The 12,834-nt window shown below is 59.6% G+C and carries 12 protein-coding genes; 8 read left to right on the top strand and 4 right to left on the bottom strand.

Annotated elements, in window-relative coordinates:
• The first annotated feature begins 96 nt into the window (after positions 1 to 96).
• Positions 97 to 498 (top strand): YbgC/FadM family acyl-CoA thioesterase, encoded by a 402-nt coding sequence (locus K5R89_RS06860; protein ID WP_023288617.1) that lies wholly within the window; start codon positions 97 to 99, stop codon positions 496 to 498.
• A 127-nt stretch (positions 499 to 625) separates the two neighbouring features.
• Here the strand turns inward: K5R89_RS06860 and queC are convergent, their stop codons facing one another.
• Together queC and K5R89_RS06850 are read right to left on the bottom strand one after the other, a co-directional pair.
• Entirely contained in the window at positions 626 to 1,327 is a 702-nt protein-coding gene (queC, locus tag K5R89_RS06855; protein ID WP_023288618.1) for a 7-cyano-7-deazaguanine synthase QueC, read from the bottom strand.
• A 66-nt stretch (positions 1,328 to 1,393) separates the two neighbouring features.
• Positions 1,394 to 3,091 (bottom strand): SgrR family transcriptional regulator, encoded by a 1,698-nt coding sequence (locus K5R89_RS06850; protein WP_217259262.1) that lies wholly within the window; start codon positions 3,089 to 3,091, stop codon positions 1,394 to 1,396.
• Positions 3,092 to 3,218: 127 nt separating this feature from the next.
• On the opposite strand from K5R89_RS06850, the gene cof reads away from it, so the two are divergent.
• Positions 3,219 to 4,037 carry an HMP-PP phosphatase gene (cof, locus tag K5R89_RS06845; RefSeq protein WP_044521268.1) on the top strand — a complete coding sequence of 273 codons (819 nt, stop codon included), beginning with the start codon at positions 3,219 to 3,221 and terminating at the stop codon, positions 4,035 to 4,037.
• A 44-nt stretch (positions 4,038 to 4,081) separates the two neighbouring features.
• On the opposite strand, the gene K5R89_RS06840 is transcribed toward cof, so the two are convergent.
• Complete coding sequence (locus tag K5R89_RS06840; RefSeq protein WP_023288621.1) at positions 4,082 to 5,134, bottom strand: PLP-dependent cysteine synthase family protein; 1,053 nt, start codon at positions 5,132 to 5,134, stop codon at positions 4,082 to 4,084.
• Positions 5,135 to 5,249: 115 nt separating this feature from the next.
• Here K5R89_RS06840 and K5R89_RS06835 point away from each other — a divergent pair, with 115 nt between their 5' ends.
• From K5R89_RS06835 to amtB, 5 genes are all read left to right on the top strand, one after another.
• Positions 5,250 to 5,708 carry an Lrp/AsnC family transcriptional regulator gene (locus tag K5R89_RS06835; RefSeq protein ID WP_004204786.1) on the top strand — a complete coding sequence of 153 codons (459 nt, stop codon included), beginning with the start codon at positions 5,250 to 5,252 and terminating at the stop codon, positions 5,706 to 5,708.
• A gap of 43 nt (positions 5,709 to 5,751) precedes the next feature.
• The gene (locus tag K5R89_RS06830) at positions 5,752 to 7,524 is read left to right on the top strand and encodes a SmdA family multidrug ABC transporter permease/ATP-binding protein (protein ID WP_023288622.1); all 1,773 of its coding nucleotides are present in this window, start codon (positions 5,752 to 5,754) and stop codon (positions 7,522 to 7,524) included.
• On the top strand, positions 7,517 to 9,295 hold the full coding sequence (locus tag K5R89_RS06825; protein ID WP_217259261.1) for a SmdB family multidrug efflux ABC transporter permease/ATP-binding protein: 1,779 nt from the start codon (positions 7,517 to 7,519) through the stop codon (positions 9,293 to 9,295). The genes K5R89_RS06830 and K5R89_RS06825 overlap by 8 nt, the downstream gene beginning before the upstream one ends.
• Before the next feature lie 243 nt (positions 9,296 to 9,538).
• Positions 9,539 to 9,877: a P-II family nitrogen regulator gene (gene glnK / locus K5R89_RS06820; protein WP_002891893.1), complete on the top strand. Its 339-nt coding sequence runs from the start codon at positions 9,539 to 9,541 to the stop codon at positions 9,875 to 9,877.
• Between the two features lie 33 nt (positions 9,878 to 9,910).
• A complete protein-coding gene (gene amtB / locus K5R89_RS06815) occupies positions 9,911 to 11,197 on the top strand; it encodes an ammonium transporter AmtB (RefSeq protein WP_004204781.1) in 1,287 nt (428 codons plus the stop codon).
• Between the two features lie 51 nt (positions 11,198 to 11,248).
• On the opposite strand, the gene tesB is transcribed toward amtB, so the two are convergent.
• On the bottom strand, positions 11,249 to 12,112 hold the full coding sequence (gene tesB / locus K5R89_RS06810; RefSeq protein ID WP_023288624.1) for an acyl-CoA thioesterase II: 864 nt from the start codon (positions 12,110 to 12,112) through the stop codon (positions 11,249 to 11,251).
• 216 nt (positions 12,113 to 12,328) lie between these two features.
• Here tesB and K5R89_RS06805 point away from each other — a divergent pair, with 216 nt between their 5' ends.
• Positions 12,329 to 12,820: a YbaY family lipoprotein gene (locus tag K5R89_RS06805; RefSeq protein ID WP_023288625.1), complete on the top strand. Its 492-nt coding sequence runs from the start codon at positions 12,329 to 12,331 to the stop codon at positions 12,818 to 12,820.
• Positions 12,821 to 12,834 lie beyond the last annotated feature (14 nt).

Here is a 12,834-nt window from a genome sequence, read left to right as displayed (position 1 = left end):
TTGCACAGCGGTGATTTTTTGCCAGGATAAAGAGGTTGCATTAAGTGGTGTGACCTCTTACCTCACAAACAACAATAACAGAAAGGCATTGATGCTATGCAAACACAAATTAAAGTTCGCGGCTATCATCTGGACGTCTACCAGCATGTGAATAACGCACGCTACCTGGAGTTCCTTGAGGAGGCCCGCTGGGATGGTCTGGAAAATAGCCCGGCGTTTCAGTGGATGACCGAGAAAAACATCGCCTTCGTGGTGGTGAATATTAATATCAACTACCGCCGTCCGGCGGTCCTTGGCGATGTGCTGACGGTGAGCAGCAAACTGGAGCAACTCAACGGCAAAAGCGGCACGCTCAGCCAGGTGGTCACCCTCAACCCCAATGGTGAGGTGGTGGCCGATGCGCTGATCACCTTCGTCTGTATTGATTTGAAAACCCAGAAGGCGCTGCCGCTGGAAGGGGAACTGCGTGAGAAACTCGACCAGATGAACTTGCGCTGACAACCGTCGCGTGCGTGCCGGGCGGTGGCGCGCCTCGCCCCGCGGAAGGTGATGAACCCCTTGCCCCGGTATGCGTAGCGCCACCGGGGAATTTGGACTGAAGCTTCGGGCAGATATCTCTCGGAGGCTATGCCTGTGTCAAGCCGGTTTTTTGCTTCATCACCGCCATTACCCCCACCTTATCGGCCAGATACTGGTTGAGCCCGTTAGCGCGCAGGTTGCAGGCGGCGCACTGGCCGCAGCCATCGCCCTTAATGCCGTTGTAGCAGGTGAGGGTTTCCCGGCGCACCAGATCCAGCTGACCCCAGTAGTCGGCCAGCGCCCAGGTCTCGGCTTTGTTCAGCCACATCAGCGGGGTTTCAAAGCGAATGTCTTTCGCCATCCCAAGGCTGACGGCGTGGTGCAGCGCTTTGACAAACTCATCGCGGCAGTCCGGGTAGCCGGAGAAATCGGTCTCGCACACGCCGGTGATGATAGCGTCGGCTTTTACCTGATAGGCGTAGATTGCCGTCAGGGTTAAAAACAGAATATTGCGCCCCGGGACAAAAGTATTGGGAATGCCCTCGGCATCAGGCTGATAGTCCGGTACCGGAATGTTATCGCGGGTCAGGCTGCTGACCGCCAGTTCATTGAGCAGGGTAACGTCCAGCACTTTATGCGCGACGGCGCCAAGTTTCAGGGCGAGTTCGCGCGCAACGTCGATTTCCGCGCGGTGGCGTTGGCCATAATCAAAAGTGACGCAATGCACTTCATCATACTGTTGCAGAGCCTGCACCAGACAGGTGGTTGAATCTTGTCCTCCGCTGAAGACAACTACGGCGCGTTTCATGGCAATTCCTGACTTAATGAGTAAAGGCGATATGGTAGCGCCAGACGCCCGCCACCACCAGCTCTCTCACGTCGACGCCGGCAGCCAGGCGCTGGCGAAGTCGAACCAGCCGCGGGCGTTGAGGCGCAAGCCATTGACACCCGGCGGGGCGCTGATCCGATAGTTGTATTTAAACAGCGGCGTCATGATGGCGTCTTCCATCAGGTTGTTGAATACGTTGCGCAGCGCATCGTTGCGGCTGCGGGCTTCCGGCTGCGCCTGTACCGCGTCTAATGTCGCCTGCAGATGGGCATATTGCGCCCCGGTCAGCAAATTGGGCCACAGCATATCGCAGCGCAGCCACTGCTCCAGGGCATACTCTGGCGCTTCGCCGATCAGGCGGTCGCCCATCATCAGGTCGGCCTGCCTCAGATGCTGGCAGCCCTCCCAGTTTTTGGCGTCATGAAACAGAAGCGTCAGCTCGCAGCCCAGCACAGCCAGCCGCTGTCTCAGCTGTTCGGCCATGGCGTGGAGTTCGACCGGCAGATGGTAGAGCAGCGTGAGCCTGGCCGGCAGCGGCACCGCGCTGTTTTCCGGCCCCTGCGGGATGGACCATCCCGGCAACACCTCATGGCTTGGCGTAATCAGATCCTCGTCGAGCGGCAGCGTTTCCAGCAACGATGAGCGGTGAATTATCGATACCAGCCGCTGGGCCTGCGCTTTGCTAAGCCGAGGGCTGTGACGCAGGGTCAGATAGCAGAAGCCAAGACTGATGCTGTTGCTGACCTGACGCAGGTTATGGAGCTCTTCGCGATCGCCAATCGTGATCTGCACCGGGTGGCGGCAGCTGGTCCCGAGATCGCGATCGAAGAGCTGGGGGGTGATCCAGTACTCCACCGCCTGGATCAGCGGATGCCGCAGATGGTAGCGGGGATGGTTCTCCAGGCGGACGAGTTCCGGACTAAACCGCTTCAGGCGGAACGGTCCGCAGCCGATGGCCGGATCGTCAGGATGGGCCAGCACGCTGCAATAGCTGGCGAGGCGGAACGGCAGCCAGTAGTCAGGACGATGCAGCGTGATGGTGAGGCACTGCGCGTGAGTGACATCGATGCGGCTGATGCTGGCGAAGAGGGTCCGCAAGGCGGGCAGATCCAGCAGCAGCAGTAAGCGCTGCCGCAGCTGTGCGGTTTCCACCGCATCGCCGTTGTGCCAGCACAGCGTGGAGCGGATATAAAACTGCCAGCGCAGGCCGTCAGGGGAGATCTGCCAGTGGTGCGCCAGATCGCCGATCGGCATAGTGTCGCCTTCGTCGAAGCGCGTCAGCCCGGCATAGATCTGCCCGGCCAGATGCTGCTCGGCGCGTCCGGGCAGAAAGCCGGGGCGTAGCGGCTCCAGCGGGCGATAGTATGGAATACGCAGCGTCGGGGTATTGTTTTGCCACTGACCGCCCAGAAAGGGGTGGAGCAGGGCTTTCAGCTCCACCGGGGCCAGCTGCGCCAGCTCCAGCGCGTTTTGCTGCTGACCTTTATGCAGCGCCAGCTCCATCATCTCATTGCGCAAACGTTCCGGCGTTTTATAAAAAGAGAGCAGTCCGCGCTTGCCGCGCCCGGAGCGGGCCTGCCAGCTTAACCATCCGGCCTCTTGCGCCTGACGCAGCAGGGTACGGACGTGGCGTTCGCTGCAAAAACAGCGTTCCGCCAGTTCGCCGACGGTGACCTGCTGCGGCGCCCCGGCTGAGGGTTGCCACAGCCGCTGGTACTGATTTAAACGGTGTAAGAGTCGCATAAGCGCTGTCGTCCACCGGGCCGTAATAAACCCGGAACAATTTATATTATCTATTCACTATTACTTCCGTATATCCCAGGTGATACTGCAGCACAAGCGAAGCCCATCACACATTGGGGAAAACACCATGGCAAAACTGGCAGCATTTGATATGGACGGCACCTTGCTGATGCCGGACCATCGTCTCGGAGAAAAGACGCTCACCGCGCTTAAACGGCTGCGGGAACGCGATATCACCCTGACGTTCGCCACCGGCCGCCATGCGCTGGAGATGCACCATGTGATGGGTGAGTTTTCCCTGGACGCCTTTCTGATCACGGGCAACGGGACGCGCATCCACTCGCTGGAAGGGGAGGAGCTGTACCGTCAGGATCTCAATCCCGAGGTAGCGGAAGAAGTGCTGCATAGTCGATGGGATACCCGGGCCAGCATGCACGTGTTTAATGACGGCGGTTGGTTCACCGGCCAGGCAAGGCCTGAGCTGCTGAAGGCGCATGTCTTTAGCGGGTTTCGCTATCAACTGTGCGATCCGAAACGTATGTCGGCGCATCATGTCACCAAGATCTGCTTCTGCGGCGATCATGACGATCTGCGCCGCCTGCGGATCCAACTGAATGAGGCGCTGGGCCAGCGCGCGTTTCTCTGCTTCTCGGCGATGGACTGTCTGGAAGTGCTGCCGGTTGGCTGCAATAAAGGCGCGGCGCTGGCGAGGCTGAGCCAGCACCTGGGCCTCACCCTACAGGAGTGCATGGCCTTCGGCGATGCGATGAACGATCGCGAGATGCTTCGCAGCGTCGGGCGGGGGTTCATCATGGGCAACGCGATGCCGCAGCTGAAAGCCGAGCTGCCGCATCTCCCGGTTATCGGCGACTGCCGGCATCAGGCGGTCTCCCATTTTTTAACGCATTGGCTGGATAATCCTGATCTTCCTTATTCCCCCGAATAGAGAGACCCTTCCAGCAAGCCAGATAGCATTCTATCTGGCTTTTTTTATGTTCTGCCGACCAGCCGGGCGAGCTCCGCCTGCCAGGGGGCGATATCGCCGATGTTGGCCGCCACCCACTGTGGGTTGTAATAGCTTTCCAGATAACGCTCGCCGCTGTCGCACAGCAGGGTCACGAGAGAACCCGTGCGTCCTTCCTCGCGCATCCGCGCGGCCAGCTGCAGCACCCCCCACATATTGGTCCCGGTCGAGGCGCCGACTTTTCGTCCAAGCTGCGTTTCCAGCCACAAAGCAGTGGCCACGCTCGCCGCATCCGGCACGCGCAGCATCTCATCGACAACGTCGGGAATAAATGATGGCTCGACCCGCGGGCGGCCGATGCCTTCAATTTTGCTGCCGACCGGGCTGCGCAGGCTGGCGTCGCGAGTCTGCCAGTAATCGAGGAACACCGAATTTTGCGGGTCGACAACCATCAGCTGCGTCTCGTAGCCCTGGCTGCGAATATAGCGGCCAATGGTCGCTGAGGTGCCGCCGGTGCCGGCGCTCATCACGATCCACGATGGCTGCGGGTGCGGCTCATGGCTCATCTGGCGGAAAATACTGTCGGCGATATTGTTATTGCCGCGCCAGTCGGTGGCCCGCTCGGCGAAGGTAAACTGATCCATATAGTGACCGTTCAGCTCGCGCGCCAGCGTTTCGGAAGCCGCGTAGATTTCGCAGGCGTTCTGCACAAAATGGCAGCGTCCGCCGTAGAACTCGATCTGTTCGATTTTGCGTCTGGCGGTGCAGGAGGGCATCACGGCGATAAACGGCAGCCCCAGCAGGCGGGCGAAATAGGCTTCAGAAACCGCGGTCGAACCCGAAGACGATTCGATAATCGTGGTGCCTTCTTTGATCCAGCCGTTGCACAGGCCATAGAGAAACAGCGACCGCGCCAGACGGTGTTTGAGGCTACCGGTCGGATGCGTACTTTCATCCTTCAGATAAATCGGGATCCCGGGAAAACCAGGCAGCGCCAGGCGAATCAGGTGTGTATCGGCGGAACGCTGATAGTCGGCGTTAATTTCACTAATGGCGTGTTTTACCCAGGCGCTATTCATCTCGGATTCCTGTTTGTCATTTTGTGCCCAGCTTAGCGGATTGTGCGGGAAAAATTGTTGCTATTTAGCCTTTCAATTACAATTGCGGGAGTAAATTATTCTCTCTGGTGGCCTTATGTTAGATAAAATTGACCGTAAGCTGCTGGCGCTGCTGCAGGAAGATTGCACCCTCTCTTTGCAGGCGCTGGCTGATGCCGTTAATCTGACCACGACCCCTTGCTGGAAACGCCTGAAACGACTCGAGGATGAGGGTATTCTCCGCGGGCGCGTCGCCTTACTCGATGCGGAAAAGGTGGGGCTGGGGCTGACGGCGTTTGTCCTGATCAAGACCCAACATCACAGCAGCGACTGGTATTGCCATTTTGTGAGCGAAGTGACGCAGATGGCTGAAGTGCTCGGCTTCTGGCGGATGGCGGGGGAGTATGATTATCTGCTGCGGGTGCAGGTCGCCGATATGAAGCGCTATGACGACTTTTATAAACGTTTGGTGAACAGCGTGCCGGGGCTGTCGGATGTCACTTCGAGTTTTGCCATGGAACAGATAAAATACACCACCGCCTTGCCTGTCGAATAACGGTATTGCGCCGTAACCCATAACAAAATCAGGATCTTACTGCTTGCGATTATTTGCACAACTCAGCTGGTATTTCCGCCGGGAGTGGCGCCGCTATCTTGGCGCCATTGCCCTGCTGGCCATTATTGCCGTCCTGCAGCTTGTTCCGCCGAAGGTGGTGGGCATTGTGGTCGACGGCGTGACGCAACAACATTACACCGCGGAGAAGGTGTGGATGTGGATCGGCGCGCTGGTGCTGATCGCGGTGATGGTTTACCTGCTGCGCTATGTCTGGCGCGTGCTGCTGTTCGGCGCCTCTTACCAGCTGGCGGTTGAACTGCGGGAAGATTTTTACCGGCAGCTGAGCCGCCAGCATCCGGCGTTCTATTTGCGCCATCGCACCGGGGATCTGATCGCCCGCGCCACCAACGACGTGGACCGGGTGGTGTTTGCCGCCGGTGAAGGGGTGTTAACCCTGGTGGATTCCCTGGTGATGGGCTGTGCGGTGTTGATTGTGATGTCGACGCAGATTAGCTGGCAGCTCACTCTGCTGGCGCTGCTGCCGATGCCGCTGATGGCCCTGGCGATCAAACGCAACGGCGATGCCCTTCACGAACGTTTTCGCGTTGCCCAGGCGGCCTTTTCCAGCCTCAACGATCGCACGCAGGAGAGTCTGACCAGCATCCGCATGATTAAGGCGTTCGGGCTGGAGGATCGCCAGTCGGCGCAGTTTGCCGCCGATGCGGCCGATACCGGAGCGAAAAATATGCGCGTGGCGCGCATTGACGCTCGCTTCGACCCTACTATCTATATCGCCATCGGGGCGGCGAATCTGCTGGCCATCGGCGGCGGCAGCTGGATGGTGATCCACGGTAGCCTGACGCTGGGTCAGCTCACCAGCTTTGTGATGTACCTTGGTCTGATGATCTGGCCGATGCTGGCGCTGGCGTGGATGTTTAACATCGTGGAGCGCGGTAGCGCGGCCTATGGTCGTATTCGCACCATGCTCGAAGAGGCGCCGGCGGTGGACGACGGGACCGAGACGGTACCGGCTGGCCGCGGCGTCCTGCAGGTCGCTATCCGCGATTTCATCTATCCGCAGGCGAGCAAGCCTTCGCTGGAACAGGTTAATTTTACCCTGCAGCCGGGGCAAATGCTGGGCATCTGCGGGCCGACGGGCGCTGGCAAAAGCACCATTCTGGCCCTGCTGCAGCGCCATTTTGACGTCACCAGCGGCGAGATCCGCTTTCACGATCTGCCGCTACCGCGTCTGCAGCTCGACAGCTGGCGCGAACGGCTGGCGGTGGTCAATCAGACGCCGTTTTTATTCTCCGATACCGTCGCCAATAATATCGCGCTGGGAAAACCGGACGCGACGCCGGAACAGATTGAGCGGGTGGCGCGGCTGGCCAGCGTGCATGACGACATTCTGCGTCTGCCCCAGGGGTACGATACCGAAGTGGGTGAGCGCGGCGTGATGCTCTCCGGCGGCCAGAAACAGCGCATCTCGATTGCCCGCGCCCTGCTGCTGGAGGCCGAAATTCTGATCCTTGATGATGCTTTATCCGCGGTGGATGGCCGCACCGAACACCAGATCCTGCATAACCTGCGCCAGTGGGGAGAGGGGCGGACGGTGATCATCAGCGCCCACCGCCTGTCGGCGCTGACTGAGGCCAGCGAAATCCTGGTGCTGCAGCATGGGCATGTCGCCCAGCGCGGCCGCCATGAGGCGCTGGCGGTGCAGCCCGGCTGGTACCGCGACATGTATCGGTATCAGCAGCTGGAAGCCGCGCTCGACGAGGTTCCCCAGGAGCAAGAGGAGGCCCTGGATGCGTAGCTTTACCGAACTCTGGCCGACGCTTAAACGCCTGCTGGCCTATGGTTCACCGTGGCGTAAGCCGCTGGCCATCGCGGTGGCGATGATGTGGATCGCGGCGGCGGCGGAGGTGAGCGGCCCGCTGCTTATCAGCTATTTCATCGACAATATGGTGGCGAAACAGACTCTGCCGCTGAAGCTGGTGGCAGGCCTGGCGGCAGCCTATATCGGTCTGCAGCTGCTGGCGGCGCTACTGCATTATAACCAGTCGCTGCTGTTTAACCGCGCCGCGGTCGGCGTGGTCCAGCAGTTACGCAGCGATGTGATGGATGCCGCCCTGCATCAGCCGCTCAGCGAGTTTGATACTCAGCCGGTCGGGCAGCTGATCTCACGCGTGACCAACGATACCGAAGTCATTCGTGACCTGTATGTGACGGTAGTGGCGACGGTGCTGCGCAGCGCGGCGCTGATCGGCGCGATGCTGGTGGCGATGTTTAGCCTCGACTGGCGGATGGCGCTGGTGGCGATCGCGATTTTCCCGGCGGTGCTGATCGTGATGATCATTTATCAGCGCTATAGCACGCCGATCGTGCGCCGGGTGCGCGCCTGGCTTGCCGACATCAACGATGGCTTTAACGAAGTGATCAACGGCATGGGGGTCATCCAGCAGTTCCGCCAGCAGGCGCGCTTTGGCGAACGGATGCGCGAGGCCAGCTACGCCCACTACCTGGCGCGGATGCAGACGCTGCGCCTGGACGGTTTTCTGCTGCGTCCGCTGCTGAGCCTCTTTTCCTCGCTGGTGCTGTGCGGGCTGCTGATGCTGTTCGGCTTTAGCGCGGCGGGCACGATTGAGGTCGGGGTGCTGTACGCGTTTATCAGCTATCTCGGACGCCTCAACGAGCCGCTCATTGAGCTGACCACCCAGCAGTCGATGCTGCAGCAGGCGGTGGTCGCCGGCGAACGCGTTTTCGAACTGATGGACCGTCCGCGCCAGGCGTGGGGCGCCGATGACGCGCCGCTGAGCAGCGGTCGGGTGGAAATCGACCATCTCTCCTTTGCCTACCGCGGGGATCGTCTGGTCCTACAGGATATCACGCTGGATATACCTTCCCGCAGTTTTGTGGCGCTGGTCGGGCATACCGGCAGTGGGAAGAGTACCCTCGCCAGTCTGATGATGGGCTATTACCCGTTAACCCACGGGGAGATCCGCATCGATGGCCGGCGGCTCTCTTCTCTCAGCCACAGCGCGTTGCGTCGGGGCATCGCGATGGTGCAACAGGATCCGGTGGTGCTGGCGGATACCTTCTACGCCAACGTCGCGCTGGGCCGGGACATCAGCGAAACACAGGTCTGGGAAGCGCTGGAGGCGGTGCAGCTGGCGGCGGTGGCGCGCAGCATGAGCGACGGCCTGTACACCCAGCTGGGCGAGCAGGGCAATAATCTCTCCGTCGGACAGAAGCAGCTGCTGGCGCTGGCGCGCGTGCTGGTGGAGACCCCGCAGGTTCTGATTCTGGATGAGGCGACGGCGAACATCGACTCCGGCACCGAGCAGGCGATCCAGCAGGCGCTGGCGAAGGTTCGCCAGCATACCACTCTGGTGGTCATTGCCCATCGCCTGTCGACCATCGTTGAGGCGGATTCCATTCTGGTCCTGCATCGCGGTCAGGCCGTCGAGCGGGGCAACCATCAGCAACTGCTGGCGGCGAAAGGCCGCTACTGGCAGATGTATCAGCTACAGCTGGCTGGTGAAGAGCTGGCGGCCAGCGCCAGAGAAGAGTCGCTCAGCGCCTGATGCACCACCAGCAGGCAGCGAAGGCGGGTCGGCCTGTCGTGGTGCAAAAACGTTACATCAAATGCACCGCCGTGGTGCATTTTTGCCCGTTAAACGTCTTTACGCAGGCTAATGCCTGACCTCTCGCCTGTTTTTTGCCATCAAAGGGCCGCTCAGCGGCCTTTTTTCATTTCTGGCATAGCCCTTGCTTTATATACATCGTGTTAGCTGCGGCCATTACCGAATACTGACTGGAGGGGACTTATGAAGCTGGTTACCGTGGTAATCAAACCATTCAAACTGGAAGACGTGCGTGAAGCCTTGTCTTCCATCGGCATTCAGGGCCTGACGGTCACTGAAGTCAAAGGATTTGGCCGTCAGAAAGGTCATGCGGAGCTCTACCGCGGCGCCGAGTATAGCGTCAACTTTCTGCCAAAAGTGAAGATTGATGTGGCGATCGCCGACGATCAGCTGGATGAAGTTATCGATGTCATCAGCAAAGCGGCTTACACCGGAAAAATTGGCGACGGCAAAATTTTTGTCGCTGAATTGCAGCGCGTCATTCGCATCCGTACCGGCGAAGCTGACGAAGCGGCACTGTAATTTCCAGACCACACAGTGATGGGGAACGAAACAATGAAAATGGCAACAATGAAATCGGGTCTGGGGGCGTTAGCCCTTCTTCCGGGGCTGGCGATGGCCGCGCCTGCGGTGGCGGACAAAGCCGATAATGCGTTTATGATGATTTGCACCGCGCTGGTTCTGTTTATGACTATCCCGGGGATTGCGCTGTTTTACGGCGGGCTGATCCGCGGTAAGAACGTTCTTTCCATGCTGACGCAGGTGATTGTCACCTTTGGCCTCGTCTGCGTACTGTGGGTCATTTATGGCTATACCCTGGCCTTCGGCACTGGCGGCAGCTTCTTCGGCAGCTTTGACTGGGTGATGCTGAAAAATATTGAACTGAAAGCGCTGATGGGCACCTTCTATCAGTATATCCACGTCGCCTTCCAGGGCTCGTTCGCCTGCATCACCGTCGGGCTGATCGTCGGCGCGCTGGCTGAACGTATCCGTTTCTCCGCGGTGCTGATTTTCGTGGTGGTGTGGATGACGCTCTCCTACGTGCCGATTGCGCATATGGTCTGGGGCGGCGGTCTGCTGGCGACCCATGGCGCGCTGGATTTCGCCGGCGGCACCGTTGTGCACATCAACGCCGCGGTCGCCGGGCTGGTGGGCGCCTATATGATGGGCAAACGCGTGGGCTTCGGCAAAGAAGCGTTCAAACCGCATAACCTGCCGATGGTGTTCACCGGCACCGCTATCCTCTATGTGGGCTGGTTCGGCTTCAACGCCGGCTCTGCCAGCGCAGCGAATGAAATTGCGGCCCTGGCGTTCGTTAACACCGTCGTGGCGACCGCCGCGGCTATCCTGGCGTGGACCTTTGGCGAATGGGCTCTGCGCGGCAAACCTTCACTGCTGGGCGCCTGCTCCGGGGCAATTGCCGGTCTGGTTGGCGTTACGCCGGCGTGTGGTTATATCGGTGTCGGCGGCGCGCTGATCGTCGGTATCGCCTCTGGCCTGGCGGGCATCTGGGGCGTGACTGCGCTGAAACGCTGGCTGCGTGTGGATGACCCTTGCGACGTCTTCGGCGTCCACGGCGTCTGCGGCATCGTCGGCTGCATCCTGACCGGTATCTTCGCGGCGACGTCTCTGGGCGGCGTCGGTTATGCGGAAGGCGTCACCATGGGCCATCAGCTGCTGGTGCAGCTGGAAAGTATCGGCATTACCGTGGTCTGGTCCGGCGTCGTCGCTTTCATCGGCTACAAAGTGGCGGATATGACCGTAGGGCTGCGCGTACCGGAAGAGCAGGAGCGCGAAGGGCTGGACGTCAACAGCCATGGCGAAAACGCCTACAACGCCTGACAGAAAACCCTTCTCCATGTAGCAAAAAGCCTCCCGTCAGGGAGGCTTTTTTTATGCGTTGCGGTTGCGCATCACCCCTTCCTGGACCGTTGAGGCAACCAGCGTGCCATCCTGCGTGTAAAACTCGCCGCGAACGAAGCCGCGGGCGCTGGAGGCCGAGGTGCTTTCAACGCTGTACAGCAGCCACTCATTGATATTAAACGGCCGATGGAACCACATTGAGTGGTCGATGGTGGCGACCTGCATGCCGGGCTCAAGGAAACCAACGCCGTGCGGCTGCAGCGCCACCGGCAGGAAGTTAAAGTCCGAGGCATAGCCCAGCAGATACTGATGAATGCGCAGATCGTCGGGAACGGCGCCGTTGGCGCGCAGCCAGACCTGGCGCGCCGGCTCGGCGATATGGCCTTTCATTGGGTTATGAAATTCCACCGGGCGGATCTCCAGCGGCTTATCGCAGAGGAATTTGTCTTTCACCTGCGGCGGCAGGAGATGCGCCAGCTTGCGGGCGATGTCGGTTTCCGAAGGCAGTCCGTCAGGGGAGGGGGCGGCCGGCATCGCTTTCTGATGCTCATAGCCGTGCTCTGGCGCCTGGAAGGAGGCGGTCATATAGAAGATCGGCTTCCCGTTCTGGATGGCGGCGACCCGGCGGGCGCTAAAGCTGTTGCCGTCGCGCAGGACCTCCACATCGTAGACGATCGGTTTTTGACTGTCGCCGGGGCGCAGAAAGTAGCTGTGAAACGAATGCACCAGACGTTCAACGGGCACGGTCTCTTTTGCGGCATACAGCGCCTGGCCCACCACCTGGCCGCCAAAAACCTGGCGCAATCCCAGGTCTTCGCTCTGTCCACGGAACAACCCTTCCTCAATTTTTTCCAGATCTAATAATGCCAGCAGGTTAGAGAGTGCCTGACTCATACTTATCCTCAATTAACAATGGCGGCGCCGTGCGCGTAATGTGGCAAAGTATAACCTGGAATCGCAAGTGGTCCGATGGGTGTAATAATCTGAATAACAACCGGTCAACAGGAAGAAATCTGAGATCTGTGCCACACTTATTGACGACACGAAAGTTCCTGCCGGCGAAGCGGCGGAACATCCTCCTGGGTATAAAGGGATGATAAGGAGAACATCATGAAATTTGCCTATATGTTTAGTGCCTTAGCCGTCGCCGCGACGCTGACCGCCTGTGCTAATCACCACTCCACCAGTTCTTCCGCTCAGGCAGCCGCACCCGACCCTTACGGTATTGCGACGCTGAGCGTGGCGCAGCAGCAGCCGAGCGTCACGGGGACGATTAATATCCGCCAGAGAATCGCATTACCGCCGGATGCGGTGCTGACGGTGACCCTGTCGGATGCTTCTCTGGCAGATGCGCCAGCCCGCGTATTGTCGCAAAAAGCGGTGCGTACCGAAGGCAAGCAGGCGCCATTTAACTTTGCCCTGCCTTACAACCCGGCAGATATTCAACCGAACGCCCGCATTTTGTTGAGCGCAGCGATTACGGTTAATGGCCAGCTGATGTTCATTACCGATACCGTGCAGACGGTAATCAACCAGGGGGGCACCCATGCCGACCTGACGCTGGTTCCGGTTCAGCAGACCGCCGTGCCTGTCGCACAGTAAGCTCGATGAGCCCC

Source organism: Klebsiella sp. TF21-TM, from assembly GCF_019753495.1.
Taxonomy (GTDB): Bacteria; Pseudomonadota; Gammaproteobacteria; order Enterobacterales; family Enterobacteriaceae; genus Klebsiella; species Klebsiella quasipneumoniae.
This window is presented reverse-complemented; position numbering and strand designations above follow the sequence as displayed.